The sequence below is a fragment of the Pseudomonas parakoreensis genome (genome assembly GCF_021602155.1).
Taxonomy (GTDB): domain Bacteria; phylum Pseudomonadota; class Gammaproteobacteria; order Pseudomonadales; family Pseudomonadaceae; genus Aquipseudomonas; species Aquipseudomonas parakoreensis.
The window spans coordinates 82,972-102,881 of record NZ_BQHY01000014.1 but is presented as its reverse complement, the minus strand read 5'-3'; the positions used below and the strand labels follow the sequence as shown (position 1 = coordinate 102,881).

Genomic DNA, 19,910 nt, shown 5'->3' with positions numbered 1-19,910 from the left:
GCTCGCTAAGCTGATGACTCCTTTAAGTGCGTGAGATCATCAATGTCCTCGTTAACCGATACAACTGCGTCAGCCACGCCAACTTCAGAACAGAAAGGCCTCTTTTTTTATTTGATCAAAAAGAATGCACCGCCCTGGATATTGGCGGCTTCCGGGGCGTTGCGCCGCGAACTCTATGACAGCCTCATTGACAGTCATCGCACGCGCAGTACCGCAGGCGCGCTCCTGAACAAACTGCAGTCACCCGAGCAGTTCTGCTCCCCCTTGCTGGCCAAGGCCATGTCCGACAAGCTGTCCATGCCACTGGACGTGTCCGGCGTGGTGTTTCAGCACGTGCGTTCAACGTCGAGCCTGCTGGGACTGCGCAAAAAACTGGTGCTGCCGATCAATCGCGATCTGCTGGTCGCCGCGTGCGAGAACTTCGAATCCCGCGAAACCGAGGCAAAAAACTACAGCGACACTTCACTGATCTATATCCCACAGAAACTGAACGCTGGCGTGGCTTCGATATTGCCAATACAACCCCATGACTTTGCGCAATTGTGCCGGACACTGGATCTGGGCAAGCAATATCAGACTCATCTTGAATCGGTATTTGAACTTAACGTCGAATCGAACAATGTGCTTACCCAGTGCGCTGCCCATGTGCGAAGTTGTTTTGATGTGGAACGGCATATTGCGCTGATGAAAAAACATATCAGCACGTCGGTTCACCAAATGTTGAAGTGCGTGAAGGATGGCGACAGCACGATCAAACTGGGGAAAAACACCCTCGGGTATCAGAGTCTGGAAATGTTCAACATGACCCTGCATGGTCCGTTGTTCATCGGGCCTGTCAGTGAGCACGCCGACGATGATTATCGCTGCGTCGTTTACCTGCCGGGCGATCCGCTGCATCCACTGAAAGAATATGCCTCGTTCAGCGACTTTGAGGTCGAGTTGAGCCGACGCCTGAAAAACCCTGCATTCAAGACGTTCTTCATGGGCTTCCTGAAGCTGGGCGAGCGGGCGGCCTTTCAACAGGAACTGAATATTCGCCTGTATCCCGGTGGCAGTTCACTACTGACGGGCACCGGCACTTACGTGACGTTGACGGGTGTCGATATCGAGGGCGATCCCTTTACCGGGATACACCGTCAGCAGGTTACGCGGACCTTGGCCGACGCCCGGCTTCTGGTGGTTCCCACGGATGATGAAGACGAGAAAACCCGCCTCGCACGCCTGGAGACCTTCAAGGAAATCGGTATCGATCTATTGCTGGTCGCGGCCTCGTTTTTGCCCGGAGTGGGTGAAGTGCTGTTGACGGTGGGTACTCTGCAACTTCTGTCGCACGTCTATGAGGGCATTGCGAGTTGGACCCGTGGCGAGCAGGAGCAGGCCACGGATCACCTGTTCGATGTCATCGAAAACATCATTCTGATGGCCGCTTTTGCCGCCGGGACGAAAGTCGTCGGGGCGGCCTATAAAACTGTCAGGTCGTCGGCCTTCATCGAACGTTTGATCGTGGTCAATCCGGGCGGTGGACGCCTGCGCCTGTGGAAGCCGGACCTCAAGGCTTTTCGTCAACATCGGCGGTTGCCCAAAGGATTGCCCGTCGACGAGCGCGGGTTACGTTGGCTCGAGGGACAGGCTTACGTCACCCTCGACTCCGTTCGGTACGCAGTGCATCAGCAACCCGAGACCGAACTGTGGGAAGTGCTGCCTCTACCGGGCGCAGCAGAAAGCTACCGTCCGTTGCTCGAAACCAATGACCGCGGCGCCTGGCGTCATGACTCGGAGCGGGTGCAGGAGTGGGGGCGGCTGACGTTGTTCCGTCGTTTCGGCTACACCAGAGAAGCGATCCCGGACGCCATGGCGACGCGTATTCTGGCGGTCAGTGGACTTGACGACAGCGTGTTGCGGCAGGTGCATATCGATCAGGTGCAGACCCCGGCACTGCTGGTCGATACCGTGCAACGTTTCATGGCGGACGCTGCAGTCAAAGCGTTTATCGAACAGTTACAGACGCCGAGTACGGCAGCGCTGGCCGACCCTGATCTGCAGTTGCATGTGCTCACCGCCGCAGCGAAATGGCCCTCCGATAACGCAATCAGCGTGGTCAACGCATTGGATTACCCGGTCAACCGTTACGGTTCGCAAACTGCCAAGAGCGTTATCCGGCTGACTGAGGACGCGCTGCACAAAGGTCAGTTGCACCGTTCGCTGCTGTCGAAGCTGTCGCGCAATCAGCGAGAAAGCCTGCTCGGCAACGCGTCGACGAACACTGAAGTACAAGCACAGGAACTGGCACGGATCGTTGCCGAACAGGCTCAAACCGCGCGCCCCGATTTGTTCCGGCGGGTATACCAGCGTAGCCAGGTCCCAGGCCATCCCCGGGTCGCGGTACTGATGCAACACTTTCCCGAGCTGCCCGCCAGTGCCGCCGAAGAGCTGGTGAATAATGCGTTCAGTGGCGAATGGCGCGAGCTGGACGCGAAGCGCGTGCCCTTGCGGCTGGCGGAGGAGGCCCGGCGCTATCAGCAGATGATCCGTGTCTGTCGCGCCTACGAAGGTCTGTATCTCGACGGGGTGGGAGGGCAGTACACCAATCGACTGGTGCTCGATGCACTCAAACACCTCCCGGGCTGGTCGGACGCCGCGTTCGTGCAAATACTCGAATGGACCGCGACCCATGATTCGGCAGCCGCGATCGGGCCGGCAACAGCGAGCGAGCGCACGGTGGTCAGCGTGTTCGAGGATCGAATCAACGTCATTCAGGGCACCGACGCACCGCTTGTCACATTCACCAGGCGCACCCGCGAACACTATTTCCGCGCGCTCTGGATGGGGCTTTCGGCACAGCGCAGGACGGCGCTGGGCGTACAGGCGGAAAATGGTGCTGCCGCATTGCAGGAAAAGATTACCCGCGTGGCGCAGGAGCGACGGACGATCTTCGCGCAGAGCGTTGGCGCGCGTCTCGGAGAGCTGTCACCCATGGGACTGGCCGAGCGTACTGCTGTCGTGTCCGGTGCGACCTCCGGCGAGGTGACCAATGTCATGGTGCGCCGGGCCCTGGAGCTGTATCCGATGCACACCCCTGCGCAGATTCATCGTCTGCTCAACGCTCTGGGCACCAACGAAATCAAGGTACTGATGAAGCTCGAAGCGCTGCGGCTGGAGTTTTTCGCGCTCCGAGAAACCTTGAGTCGCTGGGTCAGCCGTCAGACCTGGCATTTGAGCGCCGATGGCACACGGCAGCCGACTCCCCGAGACAGCAAGCTGCGCGCCATGCGCGCGATCATTCGCAGTTGGCGCAAGGAGCCGGGGAATGTGGCTGCAGACCAAAGTTTATATGGCACCTTGCGGTTCGCGCCGGAGCCTTTGGGGGAGCTGCCGCCGGTGGTGGCCGATTTCAGTCATGTCGGGCGGGTCATCATGGACGGTGTGATGCCCCATGCCGGACTGAACGAATTTCTGCGCAACTTCAGCCAGTTGCGCAGCCTGTCACTGAGCGACAATCAGCTCAGCCAGTTGCCCGAGTCGCTGGAGCGGATACGTTGGCTGACGCATCTGGACCTGAGCAACAATCGCCTGCAGTCCTCTGAAGCATCGCTTGCTCAATTGGGGCGGATGAAAGACTTGCGGGTGCTGCACCTTGATTTCAACCCGAACCTGGCGCAGTTGCCCGATCTCGGTGGGCTGACGCATCTTGAGCAGTTGACCGTGCGCGGTAGCCGGATGACACACTGGCCACAGCGCCTGTCCGGGCTGCTCCGATTACAGTTGCTGGATCTGCGCGACAATCGGATTGAAACCCTGCCAGCGCAGGCGTTCGATACTACTCAATTGCCGCAGATGATTCGCTTGCACGGTAATCCGTTGTCTTCCGAGACGCTGAAAAACATCGCGACTTATCAGCAGACCTTCAGTGGTCGTTTCGGTGTGACGGCGATGGAGGGGCGCAAATCCCCCCTGCAAACCGTGGCGCGGGAAGATCAGAGTGTGCAGTGGCTGGCCGGGGAAAGTGCCAGCGTGGCGTCGTCCCGGCGCGAGGTATGGGAGGCGCTGCGCGCGTTACCTGATTCCGCTGACTTTTTTCAAGTGCTGTTGCAACTGGTGCACACCGCAGAATTTACCCACGTGTATCCGCATTTGCGTCAGCGTGTCTGGGATGTGGTGGACGCGGCTGCCGGCGATCAGCGCCTGCGTCGGTCATTGTTCAATGCGGCGCGCAGTGCCAGGGTCAGTGTCAGTGTCGACGGCTACAGCGCGTTGTTCAGCGAAATGGAAGTGCTGGTCTTGTGTTTCCGGGCGAGCGCGGCGGCCTCCGCTGGTGTGCAGGTGCTGGAAGCGCAACTGGTGAGTCTGCTCAAGGGCCTGTTCCGTTTGCACGAAGTGGAAAGCCTTGCGCTGGCGGACATCAGCGCACGTTTCCACACCGCGCCGATGGACTACGATCAGGCGCTGCAAGTCAGCCTGGCCTATCGGGTTGGTCTGGCGCAACGCCTGAACCTGCCGGCGCAGCCGCAGACGCTGAGCAAACCCTTGAATATCGAGGTATCGCCGACCGTCCTGGATCAGGCCTTTCAACAGGTGCTCAAGACCGAAAGCAGCGGCGCCTTACGCGACTGGAGCGTAGCGCAGACGTTCTGGGTCGAGTACCTGGAGTCGGCTCACGGTGATCGGTTTTCCGCCGTGAACGAACAGACGTCGCGGGAAATGGCTCAATTGGAAGGGCAGATCGAACTGACGCGCGAGGCGGCCTCGACGCAGATGAATGCCATCCTCGACAACTTCGGTAATCAGCGCCGGGAATTGATCGGGCAACTGACGGATCAGGCGTTGGCACGCCACGCCGAACTCGACGCAGCAAAGGCCGCGACGGCTGAAATGATGGAGGCTTGATGCGGCGTCGCTTGCACGCAACGCTTGGCGTTAACGCCCGGAATGAACAACGCCTTGAGCCCGATTGCAGGCTCAAGGCGTTTTTCGATCAGCGACGACGGAACAGCGGCAGCGGTTCGTCGGTGGCGGCCTGGTAGGTGACCGAGAAGTCCTTCAGGCTTTCCAGTGCTTCGTACGGGTCTTTGTCGGCGCGCAAGGCGAACGCATCGAAACCGCAGCGGTGCATGTAGAACAACTGGTCACGCAGCACATCGCCAATCGCCCGCAGTTCGCCTTTGAAACCGTAACGGTCGCGCAGCAGGCGGGCGTTGGAGTAGTTGCGGCCGTCGGTGAAGGCCGGGAAGTTCAGCGCGATGACCTGAAACTCGGCCACGTCGTTACCGATCTCCTCGGCTTCTTCATCGGCGTCCAGCCACACACCCAGTCCGCCGTCGCGGGCCTTGAGCATGCGGCTGTGTTCACGCCAAAGCTGCAACGGAACAATCAGATCGTCGCAATTGCTGATGTCGTCGATGTTGAAATCTTTCGGCAGCAAGTGCCAGGTTTCGTCGACGACTTCGTTGTTCTTAATGATTCGCTGCATAGACGCGTTCCTTGAAGAGGTCGATGCCAATACGCTGGTAGGTGTCGATGAAGCGCTCGTCTTCGGTACGTTGTTCAACGTACACGTCGATCAGCTTCGAGATCACGTCCGGCATGTCGTCCTGGGCAAAGGACGGGCCGAGGATCTTGCCCAGGCTCGCGTCACGGCTGGCGCTGCCACCGAGGGACACCTGGTAGAACTCTTCCCCTTTCTTGTCCACCCCGAGAATGCCGATGTGACCGACGTGGTGGTGACCACAGGCGTTCATGCAGCCGGAGATGTTCAGGTCCAGCTCACCGATGTCGAACAGGTAGTCCAGGTCGTCGAAACGGCGCTGGATCGATTCGGCGATCGGGATCGACTTGGCGTTGGCCAGCGAGCAGAAATCACCGCCCGGGCAGCAGATGATGTCGGTCAGCAGGCCAATGTTTGGCGTGGCGAAACCGCTTTCACGCAGTTCGCCCCACAGGGTGAACAGTTGGCTCTGCTCGACATCGGCCAGGATGATGTTCTGCTCGTGCGACGTGCGCAGTTGGCCGAAGCTGTAACGCTCGGCCAGGTCGGCGACAGCGTCGAGCTGCTTGTCGGTGATGTCGCCCGGAGCAACGCCGGTCGGTTTCAGCGACAGGGTCACCGCGACATAACCCGGCTTCTTGTGCGCCAGGGTGTTGCGCGAGCGCCAGCGGGCGAAACCCGGATGCTCCTTGTCGAGTTCGGCCAGGGCCGCGGTCTGGTTCTCCAGAACCTTGTAGTCCGGATCGACGAAGTGCTTGGCGACGCGATGCAGTTCGGCTTCGGTCAGTGTGGTCTGGCCGCCGCGCAGGTGCTCCATCTCGGCATCGACTTTTTGCGCGAAGACTTCGGGGGTCAGCGCCTTGACGAGGATCTTGATCCGCGCCTTGTATTTGTTGTCGCGACGGCCATAGCGGTTGTACACACGCAGGATGGCGTCGAGGTAGCTCAACAGGTCCTGCCACGGCAGGAACTCGTTGATGAATGCGCCGACCACCGGGGTGCGGCCCAGGCCACCGCCGACCAGTACACGGAAACCCAGTTCGCCGGCGGCGTTGTGGACCGGCTCCAGGCCGATGTCGTGAACTTCGATGGCGGCACGGTCAGCGGTCGAACCGTTGACGGCAATCTTGAATTTGCGTGGCAGGTAGGCGAATTCCGGGTGGAATGTGGTCCACTGACGGACGATTTCGCACCATGGGCGTGGGTCGATCACCTCATCGGCGGCGACACCGGCGAACTGGTCGGTGGTGACGTTGCGCAGGCAGTTGCCGCTGGTCTGGATCGCGTGCATTTGCACGGTGGCCAGTTCCGCGAGGATGTCCGGAATGTCTTCCACCGCCGGCCAGTTGAACTGCACGTTCTGCCGCGTACTGATGTGGGCGTAGCCCTTGTCGTAGTCGCGGGCAATCTTCGCCATCATGCGCACCTGACGGGAAGTCAGTTGGCCGTAAGGCACCGCCACGCGCAACATCGGCGCAAAACGCTGGATGTACAGGCCATTTTGCAGGCGCAGGGGGCGGAATTCTTCTTCGCTCAGCTCACCTGCCAGATAGCGTCGGGTCTGATCACGGAACTGCTTGACGCGGTCCTCGATGATCCGCTGATCGTACTCGTCGTATACGTACATATAAGTCCTGTTCTCAGGCTTTGGGCTACTCGGAAAACGCTGCGTTTTCGCTTGCTGGAGTCCGATGGTGCCTCTGCAATTACGCGCGCACGGCCGCGCACTCCCTAACGGAGCCGGGGCAATATACCCGTTTGCAGTTATGCGCAAAAGTGATGTTTGAGTATATGTAAAGAACCAAATCGCCTAACGAGAATAGTTGTTGATTAACCCACATTTGTCGCGGGGACAATCATCGTCTTAACTGTGATCGAGTCTTTCTGCAATCACCGATAAAACCGACAAGAGGCGATGCAATGAGCAATCCGACCAAGGCAAAGAAAAGCGATAGCAGTGTCGATGCATGGGCCATTCTGTTCCTGATTATTCTGGTCGTAGGGACAGCGGTATTCTGGGTCAGCCATCAGTAAACGACCGATCCGGGTCCGCTTCCGACGATTGTCGGACAAAAAACGGGATCAGGCGTCAATAGCCGCTGATTCGGGGGCTATAATGCGCGGCCATTTTTCCTTGGGCCCGGGTCTTTCATGTTGAAGTTTTTCTGCCTCAGCCTCCTGCTGTTCGGTGCGGTTTTCGGATCCGCAGCCCGGGCCGAGTCGGTGCTGTTCCTCAACCCGGGTACGACTCAGGAAGCGTTCTGGGTCAGCTATTCGCAATTCATGCAAGCGGCGGCTCACGACCTTGGCGTCGATTTGCAGATCCTCTATTCCCGACGCCAGCCCGAACTCACCGTGGCCCAGGCCAGGATTGCCCTGCAGGGACCGAACCGGCCCGACTACCTGATGTTTGTCAACGAGCAGTACGTTGCACCACAGATCCTGCGGCTGGCGGAAGGCAGCGGGGTCAAGCTGTTCATGGTCAACGCGGTGCTGACCGCCGATCAGCAGGCGCTCGTCGGCGAGCGGGCCGATCGCATTGGCAGCCTGGTGCCCAATGACGAGGAGGGCGGCTACCTGATGATGAAAGAGTTGATTCGCTTGCATCCGCCAGTGGCGCGAGACGAGCCGATCGAAGTGCTGGCGTTTTCCGGTCTGAAGATCACGCCATCGGCGCAATTGCGCGAGCGCGGCATGCAGCGTGCCTTGGCCGAGCATCCTCAGGTGCGCCTGCGACAACTGGTGTACAGCGGCTGGACACGGCAGCGCGCCTACGAACAGGCGCGGCAACTGGTCAGCCGCTATCCGAAGGTGTCACTGGTATGGTCGGCGAATGACGAGATGGCGTTCGGCGCCATGCGCGCGTTTGTCGAAGCGGGCAAGGTGCCGGGCAAGGACGTGCTGTTCAGCGCGGTCAATACCTCATCCGAGGCGTTGCAGGCGGTGATCGATGGACGCCTGAGCGCACTGGTGGGCGGTCATTTCACCCTCGGTGGCTGGGCGCTGGTGGAGTTGCATGATTATGACCACGGCGTCGACCTGGCCCGTTACGGCGGTCGTGATCGCCAGGTGCCGTTGCTGCAACTGATCGACAAGCATCAGGCCCGGCAAATTCTGGCCATGGGCTCGGCACCGGGTTACGGGGTGGGCTTTCGCAAGCTGTCCGCCAAGGGGCGTCCGGCCTCGTATCGTTACCCGTTCGAGCTGCAGACCCTGATGCACTGACCGCCCTCAGACCCCGGCGAAATGCAGCACCAGTTTGACGATGGCAAACAGGGTCAGGGCGAACACGGCGGTGAAGCCGATCCCCAGGATCACGAAGTGGCTGGGCTTGCCATGGGTGAAGTCCCTTGCCCGATTCTTCCCGCTTTGCACGCCAAATGCCGCCGCCATCACGCTGTGCAGCATCTGCCAGAAGCTCGGTGGTTTGTTGTCGACTGGATCGTCCATAAATCCCCCGTCCGAAAGGCTGTCCCGACAGCATAGTCAATCCTGCGGGTTGTGCCGTGGTCGCACGGGGGACCCTGACGTGTCCGGACATAGGTTCAAGGCCATGCGAAAACTATGTACCGCAGGTCACTGCGGCGGACATGGTGTCCTGTGCTCCCATTATTCAGGAGAGACAGGATGTCCCATCATTCCCCGACGTTGCCCCGTGCGCCCGTCAGCGCCAGCGTCCACGGCAAGTTGCTTGAGCAGATGATCCCCGATTGGCTGATTGCCGCCTCGCCAGCCCGGCAAGCCGCGATGAAAGCGGCCAGTACCCGTCCACCGCCCGGCTATCACGAATTCCCGCAGAAACAGCAACAAGCCTTGAAAGACCAGGTCACGGCTGCCTTTGTCGCCCAGACCCGACTCGACAAGACCATGGCCGGCCTCGAAAGCGTCGAGGCATTTGCCCAAACGTTGCTTGGCGAGGCACTCAAGGATCAGTTCAACGTCACGGTCGATCTCGGCAAGACCTTGCTGTGCCTCAGACGGCCCTTCGAACTCGGAGTGCTGGAGGTGGAAGTGTCCACCTTCGAAGTGTTGAAACTGCCATTGCTGCAAGCGGCACTGCACAACTTCGAGGCCTGGGAATGTGAAGCACGGGCCTATCACGCCAAATCCGGTTTCGTGGTCGAGACAGCGACCCCCGGCGAGTTTCAGGCCGCAGAAATCGGCATCTCGGTCAGTCAGTTTCTGACGCTGTGCCGTTCACTCGACGTCGGTTCGCTTTATCAGACACGGATCAAAGCGTTTTTCGAGAACAACGACACCTTGCATGGGCAGTTCATTGCCAGTCAGAAAGCCGCGTTGCGTGCCGCCGCGCAATGGGCGCTGCTGAAAAAGGACATCGAGCCTGCCGACTACCGGATGATTCTGTCGGTGGTGGACGGTCAGATCCACCCGCAACTTGGCGGCAAGGCTGTGTGGTTTCGCGATCTGAGCCTGATGAAGCGGCGGATGACCGGTTGCGTCGTGTTCAGCATCAGCGAGCGCTACCGCTACACCAACGAATTCATCGTCTACATTCCCCATGACCCGCAACACCCGCTCAAGCGTTACACCAGCGCGCAGATGCGTGAGGTGTTCAAACGCAAGTTCACGGCGACCGACACTACGGCGACCGGGCAAGGACCGACCGCTTACCAGCGGTTTTTCAGTCAGTTCGTGGCCTATGCCGACCACCCTTACTATTTCAGTCAGTTCACCCAGAAGGCCGCGGACGCCCCGAGTGACCCGTTGCATTCGATCTGGGTCAAGGTCGCACAACTGATACCGCCGCTGTCCACTATCGTGCAGATCAAGGAGTTGCCACCCGAAGTCCCCGGCAAGCGCGAGCCGCACCCTGACCCGTATCTCGACCCGTTTGCCATCACGCGCCAGGACGTTGCCGGGATCTGGGGCGCCAACACCGATTTGTGGCAATACCTTTACGAACAGCACCGGGCCAAATTCATCGCCGACGCGCGCGCCCATGCCGTGCCCACGGCGGACGTCGACGCCCGGGTCCGGGCAGCCAAACTCAATCATCTGCTCGAATTCGGCATGCTGGGGTTGAACATGGTGTCGATGTTTGTCCCGGTGCTGGGCGAAATCATGATGACCGTGATGGCGGGGCAACTGCTCTACGAGTCCTTCGAAGGCGCCATCGAATGGTCAGAAGGCGATCACGAGGCTGCCAAGGCGCATCTGGTCGATGTGGCGCAGAACCTGGCACTGATTGGCGTAATGGGCGCAGTGGGCAAGGGCGTAAGCCGCCTGCGCGCGGCCTCCGCCGAACCCGTGATCGAGCACCTGCAGCCGGTCGAGCGGCCCGATGGCTCGGTTCGCCTGTGGAAACCCGACCTCGATGCCTACGCCAGCGATATTGTCCTGCCAGCAACTGTCGGGCCCGACGCGCAAGGCGTGTATCGGTTCGACGGCAAGACCTTCATTCGCCAGCAGGGCAAGCTCTATCAGACGCACTACGACGAGAACCTGAATAACTGGCGCATCCTCCACCCGCAGGATCCGGCGGCGTATCAACCGCTCCTCGAGCACAATCGACTGGGCGCCTGGCGCCACACCCTCGAGCGGCCGCTGCACTGGGATCGACTGACCCTGCTGCGGCGCATCGGTCACTCGACTGACGCATTTTCGGATGAGCAATTGCTCGAAATCGCCGACCTCAGTGGTGTCAGCGATGATGCCCTGCGGCAGATGCACCTCGATCACCAGCCGGCGCCACTGGCCCTGGCCGACACGCTGCGCTTATATGAGGCGAATCAGCAGGTCGGGCGCTTGATCGACCAAGTCGAACGAGGAGCCAGGCTTGACGATTCGTACCTGCTGACGCTGCCCATGCTTACGCAAATGCCGCGCTGGCCGAGCGGGCAGATGCTGGAAGTCTTCGACGGACCGCGGTTGTCCGGCCCCAGCCGTCTGTTCGGCGCGCCGTCAGGTGCAATCGAGGGCCCGACGCGTGCGCCGATCCGGATCACCCGCGCCGACGTGCTCGACGGCCAACTGCCTGCGCGCATTCTGGCAACGCTGGATGAGCCGCAAACCGTTTGGCTGCTGGGTGCCGAGCCGGCGCGGGTCATCGAATCCCGGCCGCTGGAGTTGCGCAAACAGATCGCCGATTACCTGCGAACCCGGCAGCCGGCAATGTTCGACAGGCTGTATGACGAACCCGCGCTGAACGACCCGCGAATCGCCAGGCTACAGGCCGCCACGCCGGGGCTGGGCAGTTCGGCGGCAATCCGTGTATTGCTCGAGGCGAACGCCGAGGAACTGACGCGTCTGCAGAACGGTGGGCGGGTACCCTTGCGGCTGCTGGAGATCTCCCGTGAATATGCCCGGCTGCGGCGTTTCAACCATGCGATTGCCGGTCTGCACATGGAAAATTCGGCCGGCGGCGACAGCCAATGGCTGGCCTTGCGCGCCCTGGAGCGGCTGCCGGGCTGGTCGGACGAAGTGCGTCTGGAAGTACGCGAAGGCAGTGTCGACGTGCCGTTGATCGACAGCCTTGGCGGCGAAAGCGCCGGTCAGACTCACTACCTGGTCAAGCGCGGGCCGGTCTATCAGGCGTACAGCGCGCACGGGGAAGCGCTCAACGGCGTCCCACGGCGCGGGGACAACTTTTTTGCCTCGATCCTCCATGCGTTGCCCGATCAGACGCGACAGGCTCTGGGTTTTGCCGAGGTTTCGCGTAGTGCCGGACTGCGCCGGGCAGTGATCGAGTATGTGGCCCGCCATCGCACCGAACTGGCTCGGCTGGCGAGCAGGCGCCATGGCCACAAGCAGCGCTTCAAGGCGCCGGTGCGGGTACGCCAGCATGGCCTGGGTTATTACGCCAGCGGTCGCGGCGAAGGCGTGAACCCGCTGCTGGTGACGCGCGTGCAGGACGTGTATCCGGCGCTCACCGATCAACAGGCGGGCGGGTTCATCCTCAAGCAATTGGCCGCCGGGCGAACTGACGCGCAGATCTACGAGATGTTGCAACGGCGCCTGCGTGAATGGCAGGCGCTCGAATCGACACTGGCGCAATGGGAAGGTGTGCCTTCCCCGGAGCCGACGCTGCAATCGATGATCGGCGGCAAATCCAGCGTCGTGCGCAGCCTCAAGCAGAGCTGGCGCCATGCGCCGCTGGCCGACAGTCAGGCAAGTGCCGCACGCCTCGATCTGACGTGCGACGAGCCGTTGCCGGAGCTGCCGGCAGATTTCTCGCATGTGCGCGACCTGCGCATCAGAGGGCGTTGCATCACCGATGCCAACGGCGATGAACTGTTGAGCCATTTCCCCAGGCTCAAGGCGCTGCGCATCAACGCCACCGCAGAAACGTTTACCAACGTGCCGGCGGTGCTGCAGAACATGCCGGAGCTGACTGACCTGACGCTGTATGGCGCGATGCCCTATGCCGCCGACATGCCGGCACGCCTGGCTCAGTTGACCCGACTTGAAGCATTGAGTGTCAGCACCTCGAGTTATCAGTCGCTGGCGTTCGACGTCAGCGGCATGCGCAATTTGCGCAGCCTGGACATCGTCGCCTATTCATTGTTCGACTGGCCTGCGGGTGTGTTGGAGCTACCGGCTCTGGAGCGCCTGAACCTCAGGGACACGAGCATCAGCACCGTGCCCGCCGAGCTGCTGCAGGGGCACGAAAAACTCTGGTCGGGGCTGTCGCTGGACTGGTCAAGATTCTCCCGGGAAAACTTCGCGGGCGTGTACGAATACGTCAAAACCCTGCCGGAGCACCTGATCGATCGAGAAACGATGGTCAGGGATTATTGTCGCGGCGAGTTGCGGCGCCTGGGCGAGGGCGTGCATCAATCCACCGAGGGGATATTCCATCGTTTCTTCGAGCAATGGCCCGATGAGCAGCAGCGTTTCACCGCCATCAATGCCTTGAGTGATCAATATGCGGCGCTGGAACGTGAACTCAATCAGTGGCAGCAGCGTCTGGTGGTATCGGCAGAATCGCTGTCCGAACTGATCGCGCGATCAAACCTGGCCCATGTTCTCAAAGCCAGTTGGCGTAACGGATTGTTCAAGCGCTATGGCGCAACGATCAGCGCCTCGACCGTGGATTTGTCGGGGTTGAGGCTCAGCGAACTTCCGGTGTTACCGGCAGACGCCTTTGCGCATGTACGCACGCTGTTGCTCAATGGCCAGCGGGTTGCCGGCGCGCAGATGCGCGGTTTCATCAGCGCATTCAGCGAAGTCCGCACCCTTGATCTGAGTAACAATGCCTTGCACGAATGGCCGATCGAGTCGCAGCGCCTTTCGCGCCTGATGCACCTGGACCTCGCCGACAATCTGTTGACCGATGGTTCAAGCCTGCAGAGCGGATTGAGTGAATTGCCTGCGCTTGAACAGCTCAATCTGCGGAACAATCCGCTGAACGAGTTGAACGTGGGCAGCCTGCAGCGTTTGAAGGCGCTCGACCTGCAGCGCACGCACCTGCAACACTGGCCGGCAGGCGCAGAAGGCTTGCCGCAACTGTCGTGGCTGGACTTGCGCGATACCCGTATCAGCACGCTGCCGCCCGCCGTGCTTGAGAGCACCTCACTGCTCAACACCAACCTGACCGGTGCGCCCCTGACCGCAGCGGCGTCGGCGCAACTGCGTTCGGCGCAACTGCGGCTCGAGCACGACCTGGGTCTGCCGGCCGGCGCGCTGGATGCGTTTGCCCGGGAGCCGGTGCCGGCGACGTTTCCCCCAGCGGAGAACGGTTTGACCGTGGCCCGCCAGTTGCTGCCGTTGACGCCGGCACCTGTCAGTACCGATCTGGCACGCATGCGCCAGAATCTGCAGCGGATGCAGCCGGCCTTTAGCGATAAACAAGCCATGCAAGTGATCGAGGCGCTGCGTAGCGATGGCGCCACTGATGTGCAGATCGCCGAGCGGATCACGGGCTGGAGTCAGACGTTTGAAACCCTCGTTCGCCGACTCAACGGCTGGCTGTATACCCGCGAAACCCGTGGAGCCGACTGGGTCATCTCCTCGCAGTCGCGCAGCCTCGCGGCGTGGCGCATCCTCACCTGCTGGCGTGCCAGGTTAGCGGTTGCCGGGGGCGATGCGGTTCTGGATCTCAACGGCCTGCAATTGGGCGATCTGCCAGCGCTGCCCGAGGATTTCGGGCATGTCGGCAGCCTGGACCTGACAGGCACTCGGGTAACGGCCGAAGGCAGCGACGGGTTTCTCAAGTCGTTCACCCACCTGCGTCATCTGACCCTTAATGGCAATGCACTCACAGCGCTGCCTGATGGCGTCCGGCAAATGCCGCAGCTGGAGCGACTCGAGCTTTCCAGCAACCACTTCAGCGGCAGCGAGGACCTGTATGCCGCGCTGTCCGGTCTGGAACATCTGCAAGCTCTGGACCTGAGCTACAACTACCTTGATGCGTTCGACGTCAGCTATTTCGAGCATTTGCAAAATCTGGATCTGCGCAACAACAATCTGGCCGAATGGCCGGCCGGTGCGCTGGATGCACGGCACCTGCAGACACTGAACCTCAGTCGTAACGACATCACCGCCATCCCCGAAGAGGCGCTGGACGGTCAGCACGATGAGCTGATGGACGGCACCGACCTGACTGACAACTACAACCTGTCGCAGGAGTCCCTCGAAAGGCTCAGGGCTTATCAGACGGCGGGTAACCGCCAGCGGGTGCTCGGTTTCTCGAGTTCCGATCTGGAGGAAATGGCTGACGATGTTGCCGGCGGGCTCAGCTCCACGGAGAGCATCGAGTCGGACGAATCGCTTCCGGACGAACAGGCCCATGCGCAGCAGAAAGCGCCGTGGCTGGCGAATCTGCCGCCGGAGCAGGCGTCCGCCCGAGACCGGCTCTGGGATCAACTGGCTGCGGAACCGGACAGTGGGGCATTCTTCCATTTGCTTGACCGATTACAGGACACCCAGGAGTTTCGCGTGGCCAATGCCGACCTGACCCGACGGGTCTGGAGGGTCATGGAGGCTGCCGCCGCCGACAGTGAACTGCGCGAGGTGATTTTCGCCGGCTCGGCCACTCATGGAACGTGCGTGGACGGGCGAATCCTCACGTTCAGTGGCCTGGAGAGCAAGGTCTTTACCTACAACGCCTTGCTCGATTTGCCGGCCGGTCGCCCGGGAATTCGCGGCGAGGCCTTGTTGTCGTTGTCGCGGCAACTGTTCCGGCTGGACAAGGTCGATGAACTGGCGAAAGCGGCGGCTGCGCGCAGTGGTTTTGACGAAGCCGAAGTCCGCCTCGGCTACCGGATCGGTCTGACCGGTGGCTGGGAGGATGGACTGGAATTGCCCGGGCAGCCGAAAAACATGAAATTTGCCTCCGGTGTAACGCCTCAGCAGTTGTTCGATGCGCGGGCCGAGGTGGTTGACGCGGAGCACTCCGACCGGTTTCTGGAGGACCTGATCCAGCGCGATTACTGGCTGGATTACCTCAAGGAGCAGCAGCCCGAAGCGTTCAGGCAAATGGATGAAGGGCAGTTGATGGAGGAGGGCGAGGACGACGGTTTGAGTGTTGACGACCCGCTTTATCTGAGCCGGCTGTTCGATCAGGCGGCGGCGCGCAATGCCAGGCTCATCGAATTGACGCGACAGGCGATTGAACGGATCGGTTTGTCTGCCGACAAGGCACCAATGCCCGGCTCCTCCGGGCAATCGTCAGGCGCGTAAACCTGGTGAACGGTCACTCCCCGGCTGATCCGTGGAGTGACCGTCGCGCTTATTCGTCGTAACCGAGGTTCGGCGCCAGCCAGCGCTCGGTCACGCTCAGTTCCTGACCTTTGCGCGAGGTGTAGCTCTGCACCTGATCCTTGTCGACCTTGCCCACCGCGAAGTATTGCGCCTGCGGGTGCGCGAAGTACCAGCCGCTGACGGCTGCTGCGGGGAACATCGCATAGTGTTCGGTGAGGAACACGCCGCTGCGGCCCGCGCGCATTTCGCTGGCCTCAGGATCGAGCAGGGTGAACAGCGTGGCCTTCTCGGTGTGATCCGGGCAGGCCGGGTAACCCGGTGCCGGACGGATACCGGAGTACTGCTCTTTGATCAGCGCTTCGTTGTCCAGCACTTCGTCCTTGGCATAACCCCAGTGTTCTTTACGCACTTGCTGGTGCAGCCATTCGGCGCAAGCTTCCGCCAGACGGTCGGCGAGGGCTTTGACCATGATCGAGTTGTAGTCGTCGCCAGCGTCCTGATAAGCCTTGGCCACTTCTTCGGCGCCGATGCCGGCGGTGGTGATGAACCCCCCGACGTAATCGGTCACTTCGCTGTCTTTCGGCGCGACGAAGTCGGCCAGCGAGAAGTTCGGCTTGCCGTCGGTCTTGATGATCTGCTGACGCAGATGATGCAGGCGCGCCATGGGCTTGCCGTCATCGCCGTACAGCTCGATATCGTCGTCGTGTACCTGATTGGCCGGCCAGAAACCGAACACCGCACGGGCGCTGATCAGCTTCTCGTCGATCAGCTTGGTCAGCATCTCGCGGGCGTCCTTGTACAGCGCGGTGGCGGCTTCACCGACCACTTCGTCTTCGAGGATGCGCGGAAACTTGCCGGCCAGGTCCCAGGAGATGAAGAACGGCGTCCAGTCGATGTAATCGGCCAGCACGTTGAGGTCGATGTTGTCCAGCACGCGGGTGCCGGTGAAGGTCGGTTTGACCGGCGTGTAGCTGGCCCAGTCGAACTGCGGCTTCTTGGCGATCGCCGCCGCGTAGCTCAGGCGCTCGGTACGGGCGCTGCGGTTGGCGGTGCGCTCACGCACGTCGACGTAATCGGCGCGGGTCTTCTCGACGAATCCGGCCTTGAGTTCCTTGGACAGCAACTGTGTCGCGACGCCGACCGCACGCGAGGCGTCGGTCACGTAGACCACCGCATCGTTGCTGTACTTCGGCTCGATCTTCACGGCGGTGTGCGCCTTGGAGGTGGTCGCGCCACCGATCATCAGCGGCAGGTGGAAATCCTGACGCTGCATTTCCCGGGCAACGTGAACCATCTCGTCCAGCGACGGCGTGATCAGGCCGGACAGGCCAATGATGTCGCACTTTTCTTCCTTGGCGACCTGAAGGATTTTCTCCGCCGGGACCATCACGCCGAGGTCGACGATGTCGTAGCCGTTACAGCCCAGCACCACACCCACGATGTTCTTGCCGATGTCGTGCACGTCGCCTTTTACCGTGGCCATCAGGATCTTGCCCTTGGCTTCCGGCTTGTCGCCTTTTTCCAGTTCGATGAACGGGATCAGATGCGCCACGGCTTGCTTCATCACGCGGGCGGATTTGACCACCTGCGGCAGGAACATTTTGCCGGCGCCGAACAGGTCGCCAACGATGTTCATGCCGGACATCAGCGGGCCTTCGATGACTTCGATCGGGCGGGCAAATGACTGGCGCGACTCTTCGGTGTCTTCGACGATGTGCGTGGTGATGCCCTTGACCAGCGCATGCTCCAGACGCTTGTTGACGTCCCAGCTGCGCCACTCTTCGGTCTCGGCTTCCTTGACGCTGCCGTCGCCCTTGTACTTGTCGGCGATGGCGAGAAGGGCGTCGGTGCCTTCCGGCGTGCGGTTGAGGATCACGTCTTCGACGGCGTCGCGCAGTTCCTGCGGGATCTGGTCGTAGATCTCCAGCTGACCGGCGTTGACGATACCCATGGTCAGGCCGGCGCGGATCGCATACAGCAGAAACACCGAGTGGATCGCCTCACGCACCGGGTTGTTGCCGCGGAACGAGAACGACACGTTGGACACGCCACCGGAGCTCAGCGCATACGGCAGCTCGTCGCGGATGTAGGCACAGGCATTGATGAAGTCCACAGCGTAATTGTTGTGTTCTTCGATGCCGGTGGCCACGGCGAAGATGTTCGGGTCGAAGATGATGTCTTCCGGCGGGAAGCCGACTTCGTTGACCAGAATGTCGTAGGAGCGTTTGCAGATCTCTTTCTTGCGCGCCTCGGTGTCGGCCTGGCCGGCTTCGTCGAAGGCCATGACCACCACTGCCGCGCCGTAGCGTTTGCACAGCTTGGCGTGATGGATGAACTGCTCGACGCCTTCTTTCATGCTGATCGAGTTGACGATGCCCTTGCCCTGGATGCACTTGAGGCCGGCTTCGATCACTTCCCATTTCGACGAGTCGATCATGATCGGCACGCGAGAGATGTCCGGCTCGCCGGCGATCAGATTGAGGAAGGTCACCATGGCCTTCTTCGAATCGAGCATGCCTTCGTCCATGTTGATGTCGATCACCTGGGCGCCGGCCTCGACCTGCTGCAGGGCGACTTCCAGGGCTTCGGTGTAGTTGTCTTCACGGATCAGGCGGGCGAACTTCGCGGAGCCGGTGATGTTGGTCCGCTCGCCAACGTTGACGAACAGCGAGCTGCGATCGATGGTGAACGGCTCCAGGCCCGACAGGCGGCAGGCCTTGGGAATATCCGGAATCTGCCGCGGCGCGTAACCGGCGACAGCTTTGGCGATGGCTTCGATGTGGCCCGGAGTGGTGCCGCAGCAACCGCCGACGATGTTGAGGAAACCGCTTTGGGCGAATTCTTCGATGACCTTGGCGGTGTCCACCGGCAATTCGTCGTACTCGCCGAATTCGTTCGGCAAACCGGCGTTCGGGTGCGCCGACACGTGAGTGCTGGCCTTGTTCGACAGCTCTTCCAGATACGGACGCAGTTCGCTGGCGCCGAGGGCGCAGTTGAGGCCGACCGAGATTGGCTTGGCGTGGGCCACCGAGTTCCAGAACGCTTCGGTGGTCTGGCCCGAGAGGGTGCGGCCGGACGCATCGGTGATGGTCCCGGAAATCATGATCGGCAGTTCAATGTGCAGTTCTTCGAAGACGCCTTGTACGGCGAAGATCGCGGCTTTGGCGTTGAGCGTGTCGAAGATGGTTTCGATCAGGATCAGGTCGACGCCGCCCTCGATCAGGCCTTTGGTGGCTTCGGTGTAGTTTTCCACCAATTCATCGAAGGTGACGTTGCGGTAGCCTGGGTTGTTCACGTCAGGCGACAGCGAGCAGGTACGGCTGGTCGGGCCGAGTACGCCAGCAACGAAGCGTGGCTTGTCCGGGTTCTCGGCGGTCTTGGCGTCGGCCACCTTGCGCGCCAGACGCGCGCCTTCTACGTTTAATTCGTACGCCAGTTCTTCCATGCCGTAGTCAGCCATGGAAATGCGCGTGGCGTTGAAAGTGTTGGTTTCCAGAATGTCGGCGCCGGCATCCAGATAAGCCTTTTCGATGCCGCCGATCACGTCCGGACGGGTGATCACCAACAGGTCGTTGTTGCCCTTGACGTCGCTCGGCCAGTCGGCGAAGCGTTTGCCGCGATAATCCTGCTCCTCGAGCTTGTAGCTCTGGATCATCGTGCCCATGCCGCCATCGAGTATCAGGATGCGCTCTTTGAGGGCTTGCTTGAGAGCTTGAAGGCGGACGCTGCGATCAGACATTGGGACTACTCGAAAAGACCATGACGA

7 protein-coding genes are annotated in these 19,910 nt (G+C 60.9%); 3 read left to right on the top strand and 4 right to left on the bottom strand.

Going from position 1 to position 19,910, the window contains the following annotated elements; genetic code table 11:
- Positions 1–42 precede the first annotated feature (42 nt).
- Positions 43–4,884 carry an NEL-type E3 ubiquitin ligase domain-containing protein gene (locus L6D63_RS21355; RefSeq protein ID WP_131671725.1) on the top strand — a complete coding sequence of 1,614 codons (4,842 nt, stop codon included), beginning with the start codon at positions 43–45 and terminating at the stop codon, positions 4,882–4,884.
- An 88-nt stretch (positions 4,885–4,972) separates the two neighbouring features.
- Here L6D63_RS21355 and L6D63_RS21350 read toward each other — a convergent pair whose 3' ends face one another.
- Together L6D63_RS21350 and L6D63_RS21345 are read right to left on the bottom strand one after the other, a co-directional pair.
- Positions 4,973–5,467 carry a DUF934 domain-containing protein gene (locus L6D63_RS21350; RefSeq protein ID WP_047291445.1) on the bottom strand — a complete coding sequence of 165 codons (495 nt, stop codon included), beginning with the start codon at positions 5,465–5,467 and terminating at the stop codon, positions 4,973–4,975.
- Positions 5,451–7,109: a nitrite/sulfite reductase gene (locus L6D63_RS21345; RefSeq protein WP_047291448.1), complete on the bottom strand. Its 1,659-nt coding sequence runs from the start codon at positions 7,107–7,109 to the stop codon at positions 5,451–5,453. Before L6D63_RS21345 ends, L6D63_RS21350 begins: the two co-directional genes overlap by 17 nt.
- 524 nt (positions 7,110–7,633) lie before the next feature.
- Here L6D63_RS21345 and L6D63_RS21340 point away from each other — a divergent pair.
- Positions 7,634–8,707, top strand: a complete 1,074-nt coding sequence (locus L6D63_RS21340; protein ID WP_047291449.1) for an ABC transporter substrate-binding protein — start codon at positions 7,634–7,636, stop codon at positions 8,705–8,707.
- 6 nt (positions 8,708–8,713) lie between these two features.
- Here the strand turns inward: L6D63_RS21340 and L6D63_RS21335 are convergent, their stop codons facing one another.
- Entirely contained in the window at positions 8,714–8,932 is a 219-nt protein-coding gene (locus L6D63_RS21335; protein ID WP_025112547.1) for a DUF2970 domain-containing protein, read from the bottom strand.
- Between the two features lie 177 nt (positions 8,933–9,109).
- Here L6D63_RS21335 and L6D63_RS21330 point away from each other — a divergent pair, with 177 nt between their 5' ends.
- Positions 9,110–16,123 carry an NEL-type E3 ubiquitin ligase domain-containing protein gene (locus L6D63_RS21330; RefSeq protein WP_131671726.1) on the top strand — a complete coding sequence of 2,338 codons (7,014 nt, stop codon included), beginning with the start codon at positions 9,110–9,112 and terminating at the stop codon, positions 16,121–16,123.
- A gap of 49 nt (positions 16,124–16,172) precedes the next feature.
- Here the strand turns inward: L6D63_RS21330 and metH are convergent, their stop codons facing one another.
- On the bottom strand, positions 16,173–19,883 hold the full coding sequence (gene metH, locus L6D63_RS21325) for a methionine synthase (RefSeq protein ID WP_131671727.1): 3,711 nt from the start codon (positions 19,881–19,883) through the stop codon (positions 16,173–16,175).
- Positions 19,884–19,910: the final 27 nt, after the last annotated feature.